This is a genomic window from Cupriavidus sp. 05L411, from assembly GCF_056398045.1.
The window spans coordinates 1-18598 of record NZ_JBFTOQ010000009.1 but is presented as its reverse complement, the minus strand read 5'-3'; the positions used below and the strand labels follow the sequence as shown (position 1 = coordinate 18598).

The window sequence follows — 18598 nt, the reverse complement described above, 5'->3', positions numbered from 1 at the left end:
CCACCACGAAACCATCACAGCATGATGTGTCGTGACACACCGAACCGGTAACGGCAGATGTGCGAATGAGCAAGGATGCCGCTACCGAGCAGCCTCACCACGAAACCAGCGCCATCTGCAGGATCGTGGCCATTCAAATCGGTAACGGCATGAGGATATTAAAACCCAGGGCCTGACGACGAAACCACCGGGCTGCGCAACCCCGACAAGCCAGCCTCCTGCAAGGATCGCTTTCTCTTGGTCACTTCTCTTTACGAGTAAAGAGAAGTGACATCTCACACGTTCCAAAACGGCCAACACCGCACAGCCGCGACAGCAGCTAGCAGCATGAAAACCCCGCCCCAAAACGCTCCCCCAGTCAGCGGGCTACAAGCAATACACATCGCACACGTGCATACATACCCAATCCCGCACGACCCGTCCGCGCTGGCATATGCACTTTACGCCGACCTACAATTCCTGCTTCAAGCCCAACAGATTCTGCGAACGAATCAGCGGAACGGGACAGTAGAGTCCCGTCCTCACGGGAGATCCCATGCATCTCGAAGGTTCCTGCCATTGCGGCGCGGTCAGCTTCAGCCTGGAGTCCGGCTCGCCTTATCCGTTCATGCATTGCTACTGCTCGATCTGCCGCAAGACGGCGGGCGGCGGTGGTTATGCCATCAACCTCGGCGGTGACGCCGCCACGCTGAAGGTTCGCGGCAAAAGGCATGTCGGCATCTATCACGCGGTGATGCGCGAGCCGGGCAAGCGCGCGCGCCGCTCGCCGGCGGAGCGGCATTTTTGCCTGAAATGCGGCAGCGCGCTATGGCTCTGGGATCCGCGCTGGCCGGAGCTGGTGCATCCGCAGGCGTCCGCGATCGATACGCCGCTGCCCAAGCCGCCGGAGGTGGTGGAGGCCGCGCTGGATTTTGCCGCGCCCTGGGTGGATGTGCCCAAGGGGCGGGGCCATGTGCACTGCGGCACCTGGCCCTCCGAGTCGCTTGCCGAGTGGCACAGGCGCCGCGGCCTGCAAGGTTAGCCGCGCGCCAGCATGATCCCCGCGGTGGCGATCAGGCACAGGGCAAACGCGGCGCGCAGCCGCCGCTCCGGCATGCGGTGGGCGAGCGCCACGCCCCACGAGATGGTCAGCATGCCGCCGAGCGACAGCGGGATGCCGCTGGCCCAGTCGACATGGCCGGCATGGGCATAAGTGGCCAGCGCCACCACCGCGCCGGGCGTGACCAGCGCCAGCGCCAGGCCTTGCGCCGCCGCCTGCCGGAACCCGAACAGCCCGACCAGGGCCGGCGCCGCCACCACGCCGCCGCCTACGCTGAAAAAGCCCGAGAACGCGCCGCCGACCACGCCCAGCGCCGGAATCCAGCGCGGTGACAGGCGTGCTTGCTGCGCCGTGGCGGCGCGCCCTGGCAGCAGCCGCCAGAGGAAATAGAGCGCCAGGCCGATCATGAAGCAGGCAAAGATGCGGCGCAGCAACACGGCGTCGATGGCGGTGGCGAGGCGTGCCGAGGCATAAGTCGCCAGCACCGCTGACAGCCCGAGCACGACTGCCGTGCGCAGCGCGATGTCGGCGCGCCGGCGGTATTGCCAGAAGCCGATCAGCACATTGGGTGCAATCATCACCAGCGCGGTGCCCTGCGCCAGTTGCTGGTCCATGCCATAGAGCAGGCCCAGCGCGGGAATGGCAATCAGCCCGCCGCCGATGCCGAACAGCCCGCCCACGGCGCCCAGCGCGCTGCCCAGGCCAAAGATCAACAGGACGGACAGCAAGGACGGCAGCAGGGAATGGTCAAGCATGGAATACGGGAGGCGGCTCTAACGGCAACAGCGTAGCGATGGCGTGGCAACAACGTGCACTGCGGGGTGAGTGATAACGCCCCGGGCCGGCGTTCCGGAGGGGGCAAAAGGCGCAAAGCGCGTAATGATACGCGGCTTTGGTGACCCGCCTGCCGGCTACTTCGTTTTGTCATGAAAGCAGCGTATTTGTCAGGGTTTTCCCTCGAAATGGCGGTGTTCGAGGGGTTTTCCCCAAATTTGTTGGCCGTGTGAAAGGCGTTTGTAATGCAGTTCGGTTTGAATGCGCTCGGGAGATCGTTCGCCGCTGCCGGATACCGGCAAGAACACGTCGGGTTCCACGGAGATGCGTGAATATTCGCTAACTCGGTGCACCGAACGGCGGGCATGGTCGTTTACCGCACACTTAAGTCGAACCGAGCCAGATTGATCGTGTCTTTTTCCATTCCTCGTTTCCTGCTGCTAAGCCTTCTCGGCGCCGTTGCGGGCGCTGCCGTGGCCGGCTCGAATGTGCCGCAAAGCGCACCCTTGCCGGTGGACGGCCCCTGCGTGGCGCCGCCGTCCAAGGCTACCCTGACCCTCGCTCAGGTGCGGGTCGATGCCGTGCGCTGCAACCGCGACATCATCGCGGCGCGGCGCAATGTGGAGGCCAGCCAGGCCGACATCCAGATTGCGTCGCAGCGGCCCAACCCCGTGCTCAGCCTGGGCGTGGCCAATATCAACCCGCATGCCGGCTTCAACTCGGGCGGCCCGCGCAGCAAGACGGTGGACTCCACCCTGCGTGTGGACCAGGTGATCGAGACCGCCAACAAGGCAGGCTTGCGGGTGGATACCGCGCAAGCCTCCAGCCGCGCCGCCGGCGAGGTGCTGCAGGCGGTGATCACCCAGCAGGCGAGCCTGGTGGACCAGGCGTTCTATGAGGCATTGGTGAGCCAGGAGCGGGTTGCCGTGCTCAACGAGACGCTGGCACTCTACGGCCGCACCCAGCAGGCCAACGAGGCTCGCCTGAAGGCTGGCGATGTGTCGCGCGCCGATGTGGCCAAGCTGCAGCTCGATGTGCTGCGCGCGCAAGCCGACCTGCGCAGCGCCATGGCCGACCATGCCAGCGACAAGGCCGCGCTGGCGCAAGCCATCGGCGTGCCCGGCACGCTGGCCGACAATCGCCTGACGCCCGACTGGCCCGCCCTGGACGTGCCGGTGCCCCAGCCCGACGCCGACACCGTGCAGCGCCGCGCGGACGTGGCGGCGGCGGAAGCCCGCCTGGCGGCAGCCGCCAGCGCGCGCGACCTGGCCCGCGCAGGGCGCGTGCCCGATGTCACCGTGGGTGCGCAGGCGGAGCACTACCCTGTCTCGGCCGCCAACCAGACCGGCAGCGGCAACAGCTTCGGCGTGTTCGTGTCGATTCCGCTCTACGTGCGCCACAGCTTTGGCGGCGAAGCCCGCCGCGCCGAGGTGGATTACTACGCCGCGCTGGATGATCGCAACCGCGTGCTGCTCGAGGCGCAGAACGAGCTGGAGCGCTCGCGCAACCAGCTTGAAGCCGCGCGCCTGTCGCTCAAGCAGATGGTCGAAGGCGTGGTGCCGACCGCCGAGAGTGTCGCCGGCAGCGCCGAATTTGCCTATGCCAAGGGCGCCAGCAGCGTGCTGGACCTGCTCGATGCGCGCCGGGCCTTGCGCCAGACGCGCCTGGACGCTGTCAACGCGCAAGGTGATTTCGCCAAGTCCCTGTCGGCTTACCGCGCCGCCCTGCAGTCCTCACCCAATTCCCAGGCTCGCCCCGATGTACCGCGTCCTTAATTCCGTGTCTGCTCCGATGTCCGTCCCGATGACTGCTAAGCCTGCTTCGATGTCCCCCGTACGTGCCGCGGCCCGCCATGGCGTCGCCGCCCGGCTGGTCGCGTTTTCGCTGGTCGCGCTGGCGCTCGCCGCCTGCGGCAAGAAGGAAGCCCCGCCCCCCAGCGACGAACCCAAGGTCAGCGGCAACACCGTTGAATTTCCGGCCACGGTCAGGACGCTGCCCGGCATCGTGGGCGAGGCCGTCAAGAGCGGCGGCGAGCGCATGCTGAGCCTGCCAGGCCGCCTGGTCTGGAATGAAGACCGCACCGTGCGCGTGTCGACGCCGTTTGCCGGGCGCGTGACCGAGGTGCTGGTGCAGCCGGGGACCAACGTCAAGGCTGGGCAGGCGCTGGCCATGCTGACCTCGACCGATTTCGGCGTGGCCCAGGCCGACGCCCGCAAGGCCGCGGCCGACGCCGCCTATGCCGGCAAGGCGCTGGCTCGCCAGCGCGAGCTGTACGGTGCCGGCGTCGTGGCGCAAAAAGACCTGGAGCAGACCCAGGCCGATGCCGCCCGGGCCAATGCCGACCTGCAGCGCACCCAGGCTGCCTTGCGCCAGTACGGCGCCGGCGCACAGGGCGAGGGCGCGAGCAACCGCTTTGCCTTGCGTACGCCGATCGATGGCCTGGTGGTGGAGCGCAATATCAATAACGGCATGGAACTGCGTCCCGACCAGCCGCCCACCGCGCCGCTGTTCCTGGTGACCGATCCCGGCGAACTGTGGGCGCAGGTCGACGCGGCCGAGACCGACATCGCCCTGTTCAAGCCCGGCGTGACCGTCCAACTGGTGTCGGCCGCCTATCCCGGCGAGACCTTCGCCGGCAAGGTGGTCAAGGTGGCCGATTACGTGGATCCTGCGGCGCGCAGCATCAAGGTGCGCTTGTCCGTGCCCAACCCGGACCGTCGCCTGAAGGCCGAGATGTTCGTCACCGCCAAGCTGCAGGCCGCCTCCTTCCCGGGCGTCGCGGTGCCGTCCAAGTCCGTGTTCCTGGCCGAGAACCACCACTTTGTGTTCGTGCGCACGGCGCAGAACCGCTTTGAGCGCAAGCAGATCAAGCTGGGCGTGTCGCTGCCTGGCGTGGCCGAGGCGGTGGAAGGGCTCAAGGATGGCGACGTGGTGGTGACCGACGGCAACCTGTACCTGCAGGACATCCTGCGAGACGCCACCGCGGTCAACGCGGCGCGCGCGAGCGAAGCCAGCAGCGCCAGCGCGAAGCAGTGAGGAAGACCGCCACATGATTTCGCGCATCGTCCATTTTGCCCTGCACCAGAAGCTGTTCGTCTGGCTCGGCCTTGCCATCTTCATCGGGGGTGGCCTTGCGGCCTTCAAGAACCTGCCGATCGAAGCCTTCCCGGATGTCTCCGACATCCAGGTCAACGTCATTACCCTGTATCCGGGCCGCGCCGCCGAGGAAGTCGAGCGCCAGGTCACGATTCCGATCGAGACCGCGCTGGCCGGCACGCCGAACTCCGTGCGGGTGTTCTCGCACACCCAGTTCGGCCTGTCCTTCCTGATGGTCACCTTCAATGACAAGGCCACCGACGTGGTGGCCCGCCAGCAGGTGATCGAGCGCCTGCGCGGGGTGGACCTGCCCGACGGCGTGCAGCCGGAGCTGGCGCCGCTGTCCACCGCCATCGGCGAGATCTTCCGCTTTCGCCTGACCGGCAAGGGCTACAGCGCGCAGGAACTGCGCACGCTGCAGGACTGGGTGGTGGAGAAGAACCTGCGCCAGGTCCCGGGCGTGGCCGACCTCGTCACCATTGGCGGCACCATCAAGCAGTACGAGGTGAACCCCAACCTGGCGAAGATGCGCGACGCGAAGATCTCGCTCGCGCAACTCTTTACCGCCCTGCAACGCGCCAACTCCAACGCCGGCGGCGGCGCCGTGGCCAACGGGCGCCAGCAATTCCTGCTGCGCTCGCTGGGCAGCTTCCGTACCTCGGCTGACATCGCCGATGTGGTGGTGTCGGAAGTCAATGGCACGCCGATCCTGGTCAAGGACATTGCCGAGATCAGGACCGGTTCCGCGCCGCCCCAGGGCCTGATGGGCCAGGACGACGAGGACGATATCGTCTCGGGTATCGTGGTGATGCGCAAGGGCGAGAACCCCTCGCTGGTGCTGGAAGCGCTCAAGAAGAAGATCGACCTGCTGGACAACTCGATCTTGCCCAAGGGCGTGAAGATCGTGCCCTACTACGACCGCTCCACGCTGATCGACAAGACCTTGCACACGGTGTTCGGCAACCTGGTCGAGGGCGCGCTGCTGGTGATGGCCGTGCTGTACCTGTTCCTGGCCAATGTGCGCGCCGCGGCCATCGTGGCGATCGTGATTCCGCTGGCGCTGCTGTCCACGTTCATCGGCCTGACCTGGGTGGGCATTCCCGCCAACCTGCTGTCGCTGGGCGCGATGGACTTCGGCATCATCGTGGACGGCGCGGTGATCGTGGTGGAGAACATCTTCAAGCGGCTGGGCGAGCTGAAGGAAGCCCAGATCAAGGACAGCCGCGCGCGCATGCACGCCATCCTGCAGGCCACCACCGAAGTGGGCCGCCCGACCGTGTTCTCGATGATCATCATCATCGCCGCGCACATCCCGATCTTTACGCTGCAGCGCCACGAGGGCAAGATCTTCGCGCCCATGGCCTACACCGTGACGGGTGCGCTGGTCGGCTCGCTGATCATCTCGCTGACGCTGGTGCCGCTGCTGTGCCACCTGCTGCTGACCAAGAACATCGCGCATGAAGACAACTTCATGGTGCGCCATAGCAAGCGCCTCTACGAGCCGATGCTGGCCTGGGCGCTGGACCACAAGCGCACCGTGGTGGGCGTCGCCGTTGGCCTGCTGGTGGCAACGGTTGGCGTGGGCAAGTTCCTCGGCAGCGAGTTCCTGCCGGAGCTGGATGAAGGCTCGATGTGGGTCAGCTTCGACCTGCCGGCGTCGGTGTCCATCGACGAAGCGCGCGACCAGGCCCGCCGCCTGCGTGGCGTGATTCGCAAGACGCCCGAGGTCAATACCACCATCTCCAAGGTGGGCCGCCCGGACGACGGCACCGATCCCAAGCTGATCAACACCGTCGAAATCCTGGTCGACCTGAAGAACGACAAGCAATGGCGCGCGGGCTACGACAAGCGCAAGATCATCAACGAGATCAACGCCAACCTGCGCCAGCTGCCCGGCATCGAGCCTAATTTCTCGCAGCCGGTGCGCGACAACATTCTTGAGAGCATCTCCCAGATCAAGGGCCAGATCGTGATCAAGGTGCAGAGCGACAGCTTGCAGCAGAACAAGCGCGTGGCCGACCAGATCCTCGCCAACGTGCAATCGGTCCAGGGCGTGATGCGCGCCTTTATCGACCGCGACGGCGAACTGCCGCAGTACGTGCTGGACTTCGACCGCGCCCAGGCTGCCCGCTACGGCATCAACGTGGGAGACGTGCAGGACCTGATGGAGACCGCGCTGGCCGGCAAGGCAGCCACCGAGCTGTGGGAGGGCGAGAAGCACTTCAGCGTGGCGGTGCGCCTCAAGCCTAACGAGCGCCAGCTGCCAAACCTGCCGAATATCTTCCTGCAGACGGCGGACGGCGCGCAGGTGCCGCTGTCGCAACTGGTGCACTTCCGCGCGGCTTCCGGCGCGATGAACATCAGCCGCGAGAACGGCCAGCGCACCACGTCCATCGGCATCTTCATCCATGACCGCGACATGGGCAGCGTGGTGAAGGACATGCAGGAACTGGTCGCCAAGAACGTCAAGGCCGACGACGTCAAGATCAGCTGGTCGGGCGAGTTCGAGAACCAGGAGCGCGCCATGGCGCGGCTGTCGATCGTGGTGCCGCTGTCGGTGCTGGTGATCTTCCTGCTGCTGTTCAATGCCTTCAAGTCGTTCAAGAGCGCGACCCTGATCATCTCGAACATTCCGTTCGCGCTGATCGGCGGCGTGTTCGCGCTGTTCATCACCGGCATTCCGCTGTCGGTGTCGGCTGCGATCGGCTTTATCGCGCTGTTCGGCCAGGCCGTGCTCAACGGCGTGGTGATGGTGACCTACTTCAACCAGCTGCGCGACGAAGGCATGCCGGTGCGCCAGGCCGTGCTGACCGGCTCGATGGACCGCCTGCGCACGGTGCTGATGACCGCGCTGCTGGCCATGCTGGGCCTGTTCCCGATGGCCATCTCGCGCGCCATCGGCTCGGAGACGCAGCGCCCGCTGGCCATCGTCATCATCGGCGGCCTGATCACCGCCACCATGCTCACGCTGATCGTGCTGCCTACGCTGTATGAGTGGATGGTCGGCCGCAACTGGCCGGACGAAGAGAACGGCAATGGCAAGGACAACCGCTCGTCGGATTCGCTGCCGGCCTGATCTTCCGGCAGTCGCCTGCCTCGAAAGCCCGTCACCTTGGTGGCGGGTTTTTTTTCATCGGAGGTTGCGCAGCGCACGGGCGCAGATGCGGCCGGTGGCGGCGGGCGGGTCGCCTCGCTGCCAGCGTTCGCACAGGCTGCGCACCCAGTCGGGACTGTCCTTGGCCGCATCGTTGAGCCAGTTGGCCACCGAGTCCTGTACATAGGGCGAGGGGTCGGCCTTCAGCGCGTCCAGCAGCGGCAGGGCTTGCGCGGGATGCTTCTTCAGCGCGGCGATATGCGCGCACCATACTCCACGCGGGCGCAGTGCTTCGGTGGCAAAGCGGCGCAGCCGCTCGGATGGCGATGCCGTCCAGGCGGCAAGCAGCGCGATGCTGGTGTCCAGGTCCGCCGCGAGATGCGGCCGCACTGCCATCCAGGCCCATTCGCGCACGCCGAAATGCGGGTCGTCGGCCAGCGCCCGGATGGCCGCGAGGCGCTGGCTCAGGTCCAGGCCCGGCCGCATGCCGGCCATGAAGCAGGCCCAGCCGCGCACGGTATCCGATGGATGCGCCTGGCAACGTGCGATGCCCGCGGCGCCAAGCTGCTCCATGAGGATGGCGCCGATGCTGGCCATGCGCTTGAGGATGCCGAGCTGGCTGGCGGCTTCGGCTTGCTGCATGGCGGCTGGCGGGAGTTTGGGAAACACGGCGCGCAGCAGCGTGACCTGGTTTAACGCCAGGCATTCGATGAGCGTGGCGCTCTGCAGATCGCCACGCTCCAGCGCGGCGAGGATGTCGGCGGGAATGTCCGCCGCCCGGCTCGCGCCCTTGCGTGTTGCCGGCTGGGCTGCTGACTGGCTCATGCCGAATCCCCCGGCACGCCATTGCGCTTGGCCATGCCCGCGGAAACCTTGCTTAGCAGGCCGTCGAGCAAAGCGCGCTCCTGTGCGGATAAGTTAGAGAACAGGCTTGCGATCCAGCGGCCATGCTCGTCGAACACCTTTTTGGCGACCTGCTTGCCCTTGCGGGTGAGCCGGATGGTCAAGGCACGCCGGTCTGTGGTGTCGGCATGGCGCTCGATCAGCGCCTCGCGTTCCAGCCCGTCCAGCAGACCGGTGATGGTGGCGCGCGTGACGCCGGCCTGTTCGGCGAGTGTATTGGGCGCCAGCCCGTCCTTGGCCGCGTTCAGCAGGAACAACAGCACGAAACGGCCTTCGGACAGGCCATGCGGCGCCAGAAGCGCGGCGCAGTCGCGGTCGATCGCGGACGCCAGCGACAGTGCCCGGAAGCACAGCTGGATGCTGTCCAGGTCGGGCAACTGGCGTCGTTCGGCTTCGTTGAGCAGGGCGAGGTACTTCTGTTCGAGTGCTTGCATAGTGGCGCCATATTATATGGCGCCTAACTAGTTGGCAAGCGCACCGCCCGCTGCCTTCAGGGCAATCCGGTCGACCAGCAACACGATGACGGCACCGATCGCCGTCGCGGCCATGCGGTCCATCAGCATGCTGCCGTTGGCCGGCCCGCTGGCGCTCATGATCATCACCATCAGCGGGGTCATGACTGCCGAGTAGGCCAGGTAGTTGCGCAGGCGCAGCAGTGGCCGGATGCCGGCCAGCCATCCCGCGTTGAATGCCACCAGCCAGTACGGGAGCTGATGGCCAAGCAGCCAGCTCGCGCCAAGCACGCCGAGGAGGGTGCCGGCCACGCGCTGCGTGGCCTTGACAGCAAAGCCTTCTGGCTGCCGCTGCAGCAGGATCGCCACGGTCAGCGTGATCCATTCGAAGTGATGGTTCGGGAACAGCCAGCGCAGGATGCCGGCGCAGCCCAGGCCGAGCACCAGCCGCAGCGTGTACTGCCACCCGGCCCACTGCGACAGCGTGCGCCGCCATCGCCGCAGGCGCTGCGCGGTGGTGGGCAACGGCAAGGGCGTGCCCGCTTGCGGCAGCGTTTTGGCCCTCGGCGCGAGGAGCAGGCACAGCAGACAGGTCCAGAGCGCGCCGGCCAGCGTGAGCAGGAGAAAGCCTGCCCGATGCGGCGCCGCACTTGCCGCACCTGTGGCAATGATCAGGAACAGGATGAAGCGCGTGGCCGCGATCGCGAGCGGGCGGCTGTAGCCGCCGATGCCGGCCGCCGCACCGGCCAGCAAGAGGACGGTGACATCGGTCAGGACGCCGTGGCCCGCCAGGGCTGCCGCGATGGCCGCGGCAGCCGCAACCGGTGCAAGCAGGGCCGCCAGTGGCCCGATGCGGGATTCGTCGCGCGCGTCGATGCCCGAGCCGGCGACCGCCCCGGCGCCGATCGCCAGGCTGCCGAGCGCGGCGGCCTGGCCAAGCGCGATCTGCCCCGTGGCGCCGGCAAGCAGCAGCGGCACGCCCATGCCCAGGGCTGCCGCGAGCATCTCGCGAGGATGCACCTGCGCGCCGGCGGGCCATTGGATGGCTTTGGCGAGATGGGTCTTTGCGCTCAATGTCCCCTCCCGTGATTGCGGGACTCCGCCGCCAGAAAATCGCGCGGCGCCTGTCCCAGCGCGCGCCGGAACATGGTGGAGAAGGCGCCGGCATTGGCATAGCCGGTTTCGGCTGCTACGTGCGCGAGCGGCTTGCCGCGGCTCATCAGGTCCACGGCGTGCGCCAGCCGCAATTGCTGGCGCCAGGCGGCAAAGCTGGTGCGCAGCTCGGTGCGGAACAGCCGCGCCAGGGTGCGCTCGCTGGCGCCCGTCAGCTCGGCCCATTGCGCCAGGCTCAGCGCCGACCCTGGCTGCTCCATCAAGGCATCGCACAACGCTTTAAGGCGGCGGTCGGTGGGCAAGGCCAGCCCCGGCCAAAGCGTGGGCGCGGTGCGCAACTCCTCGAGCAGCAGGGCCGCGCTTAGCTGGCGCCGTGGCGCGGACAAGCTGGCTGCATCGGTCAGCGCCACCATCAGGTTGCGCATCAGGGCCGACACTTCCACGACCGCGCAGGCGGTGAGCGATAGCGGCGCCGCTTGCGGCAGCACATAGCAGGCGTGCAGCGCTGCGTCGCCCAGCGTGACCACCTCGTGTTCCACATCCGGCGGAATCCACACCGCGCGCATGGTCGGCACCACCCAGGTGGTACCTGCCGCGGTCACCCGCATGCTGCCGCGCAGGGGGCACGAGATCTGCCCCCAAGCATGCCGGTGGCGGCGAATGATGGCGTTGGGCGGCGGCAGGCGCAGATGCACGATGACCGGCTGCTCGGCGGTGGGCTGGGTCAGCGGGACGGGCTGGTAGGTGGTGCGTGGCATCTGTCTCGGCGCGGCTTTGGCGCAGGGTTTCGGGTGTGGCTGGTATTCGTAAGAAATTGCCCGAGAAGTGTAACCCGGCCAGATTGGCGCGTCCTACGATGGCGCTCATCGCATGGCACCACGGAGTTCCCTCGCATGAGCAATACCAGTCAGCCCGGCTTGCCGCCCCCGGCCAGCCTTCCCGGCAATCCCGCCGCTTCCAAGGGGCAATCCGCCGCAGGCCCCGCGCCCGCGGGCAAGCTGTCGGACAGCGCGCGCGCCGCTATCGTCATCGCCCTGTGCGTGGCGGCGGTGTGGCTGGTGGGCCGCGCCACCGGCGCGCCCGGCGGCCTGGTGCTGGCGGCGGCGCTGGTGGCGTCCACCGTGTGCTGCTGGGCGCTGGGCGTGCTGCCCGAGCCGGCTACGACGTTGCTGTTCTTCCTGTGCGCCGTCGTGCTGCACGTGGCGCCGGCCCCCGTGGTGTTCTCGGGCTTTGCCTCTACCGCGTGGTGGCTCATGTTCGGCGGCGCGGTAACCGGTGTGGCCTTGCGCCAGACCGGGCTGGCGCAGCGCCTGGCGGCCGTCATCTTCCGGGGCCGGGTGGGCAGCTATCGCCAGGTGATCGGCACCGTGGCGGTGAGCGCCGTGGGGCTGGCATTCCTGATGCCGTCGACCACCGGGCGCGTGCTGCTGCTGATGCCGATCGTGCTGGCGCTGGCCGACCGGCTTGGCTTTGCACCGGGTTCCAACGGCCGCATCGGCATGGTGCTGACCGTGGCAGCCGCCAGCTATATGCCGCCCACCACCATCCTGCCGGCCAATATCCCCAACAGCGTGTTGCTCGGCGCGGCTAGCTCCCTGTATGGCGTCAACCTGAGCTATGGCAGCTATCTCCTGCTGCATTTCCCCATCCTCGGCTTGCTCAAGACCGTGATGCTGGTCTGGCTGGTCTGCCGGCTGTTCCCCGAGCGCGGGCCGATCGCGGCACTCCCGCGCGAGCAAGCGGGCGCGCCGAGCCGGCAGGAAAAGCTGCTGGCGGTGATCCTGGTGCTGGCCGTGGCCGGTTTTGCCACCGACGCGCTGCACGGCGTCTCGCCGGCCTGGATCTCGCTGGCGGCATGCATCGTCTGCCTGTTGCCGGGTGTGGGCCTGGTTTCCTCGCGCATGCTGGCCGAGCAGGTGCACCTCACGCCCCTGATCTATGTGGCCGGCTTTCTCGGCCTGGGCGCCGTGGTGGAATCCACGGGGCTGGGGACCGCCATCAGCACGGCACTGCTGCGCTGGCTGCCCCTTTCGCCGGGGCATACCGCCGCCAATGTGGCCGCGCTTGGCGCGGTCGGGGCGAGCCTGGGCCTCATGACGACGCTGCCCGGATTGCCGGCCGTGCTGACACCGCTGGCCAAACAGCTGGCGCAGGCCACGGGTTTGTCGCTGGAAGCCGTGCTGATGCTGCAGGTTCCCGTGTTCTCCACGGTGTTCTTCCCTTACCAGTCGCCACCCATCGTGATCGCCATGCAGCTTGGCGGCGTGGGGCTGCGCGACGGAACCCGCATGTGCCTGGCGCTGGCCGCGCTGACCTTGCTGGTGCTGCTGCCGCTGGATTACTTCTGGTGGCGTTTGCTGGGCTACCTGCCTTGAGCGCGCTGCCAGCAAGCTTGCGCTAACTGAGGCATGATCTCGGCCTTCGACCTCTGGTTAACCCCAGCCCCGGGTAGGCTGGCATGCGGGTAAGCCGAGCTCCACTGTAGAAGGCAATCATGACGACAAGAGCGCACTGCGCGCCGCAAGCGCAAGCCAGCCCCGTGGGCGGCGCAAGCTGGATGACCCTGCTGCTGGCCACCGCCTGCGGCCTGATCGTGGCCAACCTGTATTACGCGCAGCCATTGATCGGCCCGATCGGCCACGCGCTGGGGCTGTCGCCGCAGGCGGCGGGCCTGATCGTGACCCTGATCCAGGCCGGTTATGGCGCGGGCCTGCTGCTGATCGTGCCGCTGGGCGACATCATCGAGAACCGCCGGCTGATCTGCAGCCTGCTGGCCGCGAGCGCCCTCGCACTGGCTGGCGCGGCGCTGGCCGGCCATGCCGGTGTGTTTCTGCTGGCGGCCGTATGCATCGGGCTGAGCTCCGTGGCGGCGCAGGTCCTGGTGCCGTTTGCCGCGCACCTGGCGCCTGAGCATGCGCGCGGCCGTGTCGTCGGCAATGTCATGAGCGGCCTGATGCTGGGCATCATGATGGCCCGCCCGGCCGCCAGCCTGGTCACCGACCTGTGGGGCTGGCATGCCATCTTCGCGGGCTCGGCCGTGGGCATGGCCTTGCTCGCCGCGGTGCTCATGCGGCTGCTCCCGGATCGCCGCCCGGCGCCCGCGGTGCGCTATGGCGCGCTGCTGGTGTCCATGTGGCAGTTGCTGTGCTCGCAGCCCGTGCTGCGCCGGCGGGCGGCCTACCAGGCATGCATGTTTGGGGCGTTCAGCCTGTTCTGGACCACCGTGCCCCTGTGGCTCGCCGGCCCCGAGTTCGGCCTGAGCCAGAAGGGTATCGCCCTGTTCGCGCTGGCTGGCGTGGCGGGCGCGGTGGCCGCGCCCATCGCAGGGCGCCAGGCCGATCGCGGCCGTGGCCGGGGCATGACCATGCTCGCCATGTTGCTCGCGGCTGGCGCCTTTGTGCTGGGCCAGGCCGGCACGCCCGGCTCGCCCGTAGCCCTGGCGGCGCTGACGATTGCCGCCATCGCGCTGGATTTTGGCGTGGCGGCGAGCCTGGTCGTGGGCCAGCGCGCCATCTTTGCACTCGGTGCCGCCTATCGCAGCCGCCTGAACGGGCTGTTCATGGCGATCTTCTTCACTGGCGGCGCCGTGGCATCGGCTGCTGGCGCGTGGGCCTTTGCCCAAGGCGGCTGGACGCTCACCAGCTGGATCGGCTTCGGCCTGCCGGCCATGGCGGGCCTGTACTTCGCGACGGAGCCACGGCTCGCAGGCGCGCCGCAGCGCTGATGCCGCATCGCCGGGCCAGGGCGCGCGTGCTGCGCGCCTTATCCAGGCCGCGACCTGATCTATCGATGCCCCCGGGCTCCCGCCCACATCTTTTTTTGCGTTCCAGGGGAAATGACTGCATTTCCTGTCAACCGGACGTATTACTATTCGTTACGAAATATTACGGGGCTGAAACACTTGGCCCGGTGGCCCCCCACGCTGCCAGGCTTGCCCCGTGATCCAGGCTACGCCTGGCCGTCTACCCCGCCACTGCCATGGCGGGCGCGGCGGTTTTGAATCGTTAGCGCAGCAACACAAGACCGGGTACCGGCTTTGCTGTATTGGGAACAGGGGAGCGTCAAGTGGTGCAAGGACCAATCTCGAGCCTTCAATGGCTGTCGGGGCTGAATGCCAGGGGATTTTTTTACGATCTCGGGCCTTTTTTCTATTTTCGCTATCTGGCGGCGCTCACTGCGTTGTCGGCGTTTTGCCACCCGCCGGGCGGCAAGAAGTGGGTTTTCAAGCGTTTCAAGCTGATCTGCCGGTCCGCATTCCGCTTTGCCGCGGTGCGCAGCTGGCTGCAGGCGGTCGACTCCTGCGCGCTGATGCGCCGCGTGGCCATGGCCAAGCCTTCTCTGCTCGAGCGCCCGTATCGCCCGCTTGGGGCATTTGGGCTGAGCTTTCGCGAGCGCATGCGTACGGTGCTGGATCACTACCGTGCGATGAGCACGCTGGTGCCGCTGGCGCTGAGCGAACGCGTCTACGTGGGCGGCGGGCTCGAATGGGCGATGGGCGATGGCCGCTATAGGCTGCGCCTGGCGGATTCCGGGCCGAACCCCAAGGAAGGCGAACTGGCCTTTTATTGGCTGGACACGGCCAGCGGCGTGTGCCTGAGCCAGCTCAGCTTCTACCTGGCGCAGCGCAAGGGTGGCACCGAGATCTTCGTCGGGGGCCTGCAAGGCCCAATGGGCGAGAGCAGCCGCGACCTGATCCGCGAATCCACCAAGGCATGCGAAGGCCTGCGTCCCAAGGACGCGGTCATGGAAGCGCTGCTCGGCTTTGCCGCCGCGCTCGGGGTGCAGCGCATCGTGGGCGTCAGCAAGAAAAATCACGTGGGCCGCCAGCGCCATACCCCGCGCGAGATCCGCTGCGACTACGAGGGCTTCTGGATGGAATCCGCGGGCCAGCCAATGCCTTGCGGCAATGTCGAGGTGCCGGTCAACCAGCCGCGCCGCGATGTGATGGAGCTGCCGTCCAAGAAGCGCTCCGCCTACCGGCGCAAGCTGGCCCAGGTAGAGGCCATCCATGTGGCCGTGCATGGCTGGTTCGCGGCGCCCGCCGTGCCGCAGGCAACCACCCCGGCGCCCACCCTGACCCAGGTCATCGTGCCGGGCAGCGCGGAGCCGCTTGCCGCGTGAGGCGGGGCGGCGACAAGCCGCGATGGACACGCACAGAAAAGCGCGGGCTTCGGCCTGCGTTTTTTTTGCGCCAGTGACGGGGGCTGCAGTAAACCCTAGTAGTCTAGGTTTGTAGACCTTATTAAAGTAGGCCACTTCTGTAAGCCACTTCCAGCCGGCGATAACACGCCGGCGCCCCCGGCTTTCGCAGTCGCTGCGTTGCTTCCGCCATTGATGTCGAATCCAGCTTTCACCGCCTTGCCCGCTTCCAGCGACCTCTTGTCCCGCAGCCGCCAGCCGGTCTACCTCCAGCTCGCCACGATCTTCCGCCGCCATATCGAGAGTGGCGAGTGGCGCCAAGGCGAGCGCATTCCGTCGCTCGAGCAGCTTTGCCGCGAGTTCGGCGTGGCGCGCATGACCATGCATCACGCGCTCTCCCTGCTTGACGAAGAAGGCCTGCTGACCCGCGAGCGCGGGCGCGGCACGTTCGTCAAGGCAAGCTGCCGCGAGCGCCGCGCCATGAGGCTGCCGGTGAGCTGGGACCAGGTGGTGGCCGTCGGCGAGCAGCTCGACACCGAGGCGCTGTCCGAGTCCGACGGCACCGTCACCTTGCCGGACGAACTGGGCATGCCTTGCGCCGCCGCGCGCGCGCCGGGCTATCACTTCCTGCGCCGTCTGCACACGATCGAGCAGCGCCCGTTCGCGCTGGGCGAGGTCTTTATCGAGGCCAGCGTGTTCGCCCGGGAGCCGGAAGCATTCCGCCACGGGGCTTCGGTGCCGGTGCTCGACCGTTTCCCCCAGCTGAAGGTCACCGCCGCCAGGCAGCGCCTGTCGATCATTGCGGCGGGCGCGGAATCGGCCGCCAGGCTGGCGTTGCCCGTTGGCGCGCCGGTGGCCGAGTTGCGGCGCTATGCGTGCGTAGACGGCGTGATCGTCTATTACGCGCGCATTGAATTCCCGAGCGAATTCGTCTGCCTGGATTTCGACCTGCTCGCGACCGGCGCGGGCGCCGCCCCCGTTTATGCCCCACCGCGCCCGGCCGCCACGCCAGCGGCGCAGTCCTGACGCTTGTCCACCAATCCATTCCCCATTCCCCATTCCCCAATCCGCCAACTGGAAATGAACGAGATGCCGAATACCGACCGCAACCAAGGTAGCCATGCAACCCAGGGCAACAACGGGCAGAGCGAGATGAACGGCGCCGAGAGCCTGGTCAAGACGCTGCTGGCTTGCGGCGTGGACACCTGCTTTGCCAACCCCGGCACCAGCGAAATGCACTTCGTGGCCGCGCTCGACCGCATTCCCGGCATGCGTTGCGTGCTCGGCCTGTTTGAGGGCGTGGTGACCGGCGCGGCTGACGGCTACGCGCGCATGGCCGACAAGCCGGCAGCCACGCTTTTGCACTGCGGCCCGGGCCTGGCCAATGGCCTGGCCAATCTGCATAACGCGCGCCGCGCGCAGACGCCGGTGATCAACATCGTGGGCGACCAGGCTACCTATCATCGTCCGTTCGACGCACCGCTGACGGCCGATACGGAAGGCTGGGCGCGCCCCGTCTCGGTCTGGACCCGCACCGCCACGGATGCCGCATCGGTCGGCGCCGATGCCGCCACGGCCGTGCAGGCCGCGTGCGCCGCTCCCGGCGGGGTCGCCAGCCTGATCCTGCCCTCGGATGTCTGCTGGGATGCCGGCGGCAAGGTAGGCGTGCCGCTGGCACCGCTGCCGGTGCCCAAGGTCTCGCCCGACGCCGTCCAGCAAGCTGCACGCCTGCTGCGCTCGGGCCAGCCCACGCTGATCGTGCTGGCCGGCACCGCGCTGCGCGAGGCGCCGCTGGCCGATGCGCACCGCATCGCCGCCGCCACCGATGCGCGCCTGATCACGCCGATGTCCAACGCCCGCGTGTCGCGCGGCCGCGGCCGTTTCAACGTGGATCGGGTGCCCTATTCCGGCGACGTGGCGCGGGACAAGCTGGCGGGCATCCGCAACGTCATCCTGGTGGGCGCGCCGCCGCCGGTGACGTTCTTCGCCTATCCGGGCAAGTCGCCGCGCCCATATCCGGAAGACGCTGAGATCCATGTGCTGGCACGTCCGGAACAAGATCTGGCCGAAGCCCTGGTGCGTCTTGCCGACGAGCTTGGCGCCCCCTCGGTGCCGGTGCCGGTGCCGGCTTCGGTCGCGCCGCGTGGGATCGCCAAGGGCGCGGTGACCTCCGAGGCGGTCGCGCAAACGCTGACGGCGCTGCTGCCGGAGCAGGCCATCGTGGTGGAAGAGAGCGTGAGCTTTGGGCGTGCGTTTTATCCGGGGACCGTGCATGCCGCGCCGCATGACTGGCTGCAACTGACTGGTGGTGCTATTGGCGATGGGCTGCCGCTGGCGACTGGCGCCGCGGTCGCCGCGCCGGGGCGCCGGGTGGTCGCGTTGCAGGCCGATGGCTCGGGGATGTACACGCTGCAATCGTTGTGGACGATGGCGCGCGAGAAGCTCGACGTTACCGTGGTGATTCTGGCCAATCGCAAGTACGCGATTTTGCTGGGTGAGCTGGCTGGCGTTGGGGCCAATCCGGGCAAGACTGCGCTTGATATGCTGGATATCGGCAATCCGGATCTCAACTGGGTGCAGTTGGCCAATGGGATGGGGGTGGAGGCTGCGCGGGCTGAGGATATGGAGCGGTTTGCTGAGTTGTTTGGTATGGCTAATGCTCGGCGGGGGCCGTTTGTTATTGAGTTGGTGATTTGAGGTTGGGGGTGGGTTGATGGTCCCAACGGCAGCTGCTTGACGTCAAGGTCAAAAGCTTAAAGTCAAAGGCAGTTTCACCACCCCTGCGGGGCGGCGACCTACTTTTTTGTCTTGCCAAAAAAGTAGGCAAAAGAGGCGCCCCAGGTACGACTCACTCACATAGGTAACACTTGAGTTCAAGCACATAGGTAACAGTTTTCTACGCTGCATGGGCGACCCTGAAAGGAGATGCCCATGCCCTGGAGCGAGCTGAAACCCATGGACCAACGAATTTTGTTTGTGGTCGATCAC

14 protein-coding genes are annotated in these 18598 nt (G+C 67.2%); 9 read left to right on the top strand and 5 right to left on the bottom strand.

The window, feature by feature from the left end:
- Positions 1 to 535 precede the first annotated feature (535 nt).
- Complete coding sequence (locus AC1DQR_RS12930; protein ID WP_416051398.1) at positions 536 to 1021, top strand: GFA family protein; 486 nt, start codon at positions 536 to 538, stop codon at positions 1019 to 1021.
- Here AC1DQR_RS12930 and AC1DQR_RS12925 read toward each other — a convergent pair.
- Positions 1018 to 1794, bottom strand: coding sequence for a sulfite exporter TauE/SafE family protein (locus tag AC1DQR_RS12925; RefSeq protein WP_416051399.1), 777 nt, complete (start codon positions 1792 to 1794; stop codon positions 1018 to 1020). The two genes, AC1DQR_RS12930 and AC1DQR_RS12925, sit on opposite strands and share 4 nt — an antisense overlap.
- A 492-nt stretch (positions 1795 to 2286) precedes the next feature.
- Here AC1DQR_RS12925 and AC1DQR_RS12920 point away from each other — a divergent pair, with 492 nt between their 5' ends.
- Genes AC1DQR_RS12920 through AC1DQR_RS12910 form a run of 3 tightly spaced genes read left to right on the top strand, consistent with a single transcriptional unit; the run spans position 2287 to position 7985 of the window.
- Positions 2287 to 3588: a TolC family protein gene (locus AC1DQR_RS12920; protein WP_416053348.1), complete on the top strand. Its 1302-nt coding sequence runs from the start codon at positions 2287 to 2289 to the stop codon at positions 3586 to 3588.
- 49 nt (positions 3589 to 3637) lie between these two features.
- Entirely contained in the window at positions 3638 to 4849 is a 1212-nt protein-coding gene (locus tag AC1DQR_RS12915) for an efflux RND transporter periplasmic adaptor subunit (RefSeq protein WP_416051400.1), read from the top strand.
- A 13-nt stretch (positions 4850 to 4862) separates the two neighbouring features.
- Positions 4863 to 7985, top strand: a complete 3123-nt coding sequence (locus tag AC1DQR_RS12910) for an efflux RND transporter permease subunit (protein WP_477133115.1) — start codon at positions 4863 to 4865, stop codon at positions 7983 to 7985.
- A gap of 54 nt (positions 7986 to 8039) precedes the next feature.
- On the opposite strand, the gene AC1DQR_RS12905 is transcribed toward AC1DQR_RS12910, so the two are convergent.
- Genes AC1DQR_RS12905 through AC1DQR_RS12890 form a run of 4 tightly spaced genes read right to left on the bottom strand, consistent with a single transcriptional unit; the run spans position 8040 to position 11229 of the window.
- Positions 8040 to 8828 carry a DNA alkylation repair protein gene (locus AC1DQR_RS12905; RefSeq protein ID WP_416051402.1) on the bottom strand — a complete coding sequence of 263 codons (789 nt, stop codon included), beginning with the start codon at positions 8826 to 8828 and terminating at the stop codon, positions 8040 to 8042.
- The gene (locus AC1DQR_RS12900) at positions 8825 to 9340 is read right to left on the bottom strand and encodes a MarR family winged helix-turn-helix transcriptional regulator (RefSeq protein ID WP_416051403.1); all 516 of its coding nucleotides are present in this window, start codon (positions 9338 to 9340) and stop codon (positions 8825 to 8827) included. Before AC1DQR_RS12900 ends, AC1DQR_RS12905 begins: the two co-directional genes overlap by 4 nt.
- Before the next feature lie 27 nt (positions 9341 to 9367).
- Positions 9368 to 10432, bottom strand: a complete 1065-nt coding sequence (locus AC1DQR_RS12895; protein WP_416051404.1) for an FUSC family protein — start codon at positions 10430 to 10432, stop codon at positions 9368 to 9370.
- Positions 10429 to 11229 (bottom strand): AraC family transcriptional regulator, encoded by an 801-nt coding sequence (locus tag AC1DQR_RS12890; RefSeq protein WP_416051405.1) that lies wholly within the window; start codon positions 11227 to 11229, stop codon positions 10429 to 10431. The genes AC1DQR_RS12895 and AC1DQR_RS12890 overlap by 4 nt, the downstream gene beginning before the upstream one ends.
- A 135-nt stretch (positions 11230 to 11364) precedes the next feature.
- Here AC1DQR_RS12890 and AC1DQR_RS12885 point away from each other — a divergent pair, with 135 nt between their 5' ends.
- The 5 genes from AC1DQR_RS12885 to AC1DQR_RS12865 all read left to right on the top strand — a co-directional run bounded on the left by AC1DQR_RS12885 (position 11365) and on the right by AC1DQR_RS12865 (position 18307).
- Positions 11365 to 12846, top strand: coding sequence for an SLC13 family permease (locus tag AC1DQR_RS12885; protein ID WP_416051406.1), 1482 nt, complete (start codon positions 11365 to 11367; stop codon positions 12844 to 12846).
- A 119-nt stretch (positions 12847 to 12965) separates the two neighbouring features.
- Complete coding sequence (locus AC1DQR_RS12880) at positions 12966 to 14195, top strand: MFS transporter (RefSeq protein ID WP_416051407.1); 1230 nt, start codon at positions 12966 to 12968, stop codon at positions 14193 to 14195.
- Positions 14196 to 14539: 344 nt separating this feature from the next.
- Positions 14540 to 15592, top strand: a complete 1053-nt coding sequence (locus AC1DQR_RS12875; RefSeq protein ID WP_477133114.1) for a DUF535 family protein — start codon at positions 14540 to 14542, stop codon at positions 15590 to 15592.
- A 213-nt stretch (positions 15593 to 15805) separates the two neighbouring features.
- Positions 15806 to 16636 (top strand): GntR family transcriptional regulator, encoded by an 831-nt coding sequence (locus tag AC1DQR_RS12870; RefSeq protein WP_416051409.1) that lies wholly within the window; start codon positions 15806 to 15808, stop codon positions 16634 to 16636.
- 126 nt (positions 16637 to 16762) lie between these two features.
- Positions 16763 to 18307, top strand: coding sequence for an acetolactate synthase large subunit (locus AC1DQR_RS12865; RefSeq protein WP_416053349.1), 1545 nt, complete (start codon positions 16763 to 16765; stop codon positions 18305 to 18307).
- The last annotated feature ends 291 nt before the right edge of the window (positions 18308 to 18598 follow it).

Excerpts from the sequence above, each read along its gene's own strand:
- AC1DQR_RS12930 (WP_416051398.1), top strand. The coding sequence starts at position 536 with ATGCATCTCGAAGGTTCCTGCCATTGCGGCGCGGTCAGCTTCAGCCTG.
- AC1DQR_RS12925 (WP_416051399.1), bottom strand. The coding sequence starts at position 1,794 with ATGCTTGACCATTCCCTGCTGCCGTCCTTGCTGTCCGTCCTGTTGATC.
- AC1DQR_RS12915 (WP_416051400.1), top strand. The coding sequence starts at position 3,638 with ATGTCCCCCGTACGTGCCGCGGCCCGCCATGGCGTCGCCGCCCGGCTG.
- AC1DQR_RS12910 (WP_477133115.1), top strand. The coding sequence starts at position 4,863 with ATGATTTCGCGCATCGTCCATTTTGCCCTGCACCAGAAGCTGTTCGTC.
- AC1DQR_RS12905 (WP_416051402.1), bottom strand. The coding sequence starts at position 8,828 with ATGAGCCAGTCAGCAGCCCAGCCGGCAACACGCAAGGGCGCGAGCCGG.
- AC1DQR_RS12900 (WP_416051403.1), bottom strand. The coding sequence starts at position 9,340 with ATGCAAGCACTCGAACAGAAGTACCTCGCCCTGCTCAACGAAGCCGAA.
- AC1DQR_RS12890 (WP_416051405.1), bottom strand. The coding sequence starts at position 11,229 with ATGCCACGCACCACCTACCAGCCCGTCCCGCTGACCCAGCCCACCGCC.
- AC1DQR_RS12885 (WP_416051406.1), top strand. The coding sequence starts at position 11,365 with ATGAGCAATACCAGTCAGCCCGGCTTGCCGCCCCCGGCCAGCCTTCCC.
- AC1DQR_RS12880 (WP_416051407.1), top strand. The coding sequence starts at position 12,966 with ATGACGACAAGAGCGCACTGCGCGCCGCAAGCGCAAGCCAGCCCCGTG.
- AC1DQR_RS12870 (WP_416051409.1), top strand. The coding sequence starts at position 15,806 with ATGTCGAATCCAGCTTTCACCGCCTTGCCCGCTTCCAGCGACCTCTTG.
- AC1DQR_RS12865 (WP_416053349.1), top strand. The coding sequence starts at position 16,763 with ATGAACGGCGCCGAGAGCCTGGTCAAGACGCTGCTGGCTTGCGGCGTG.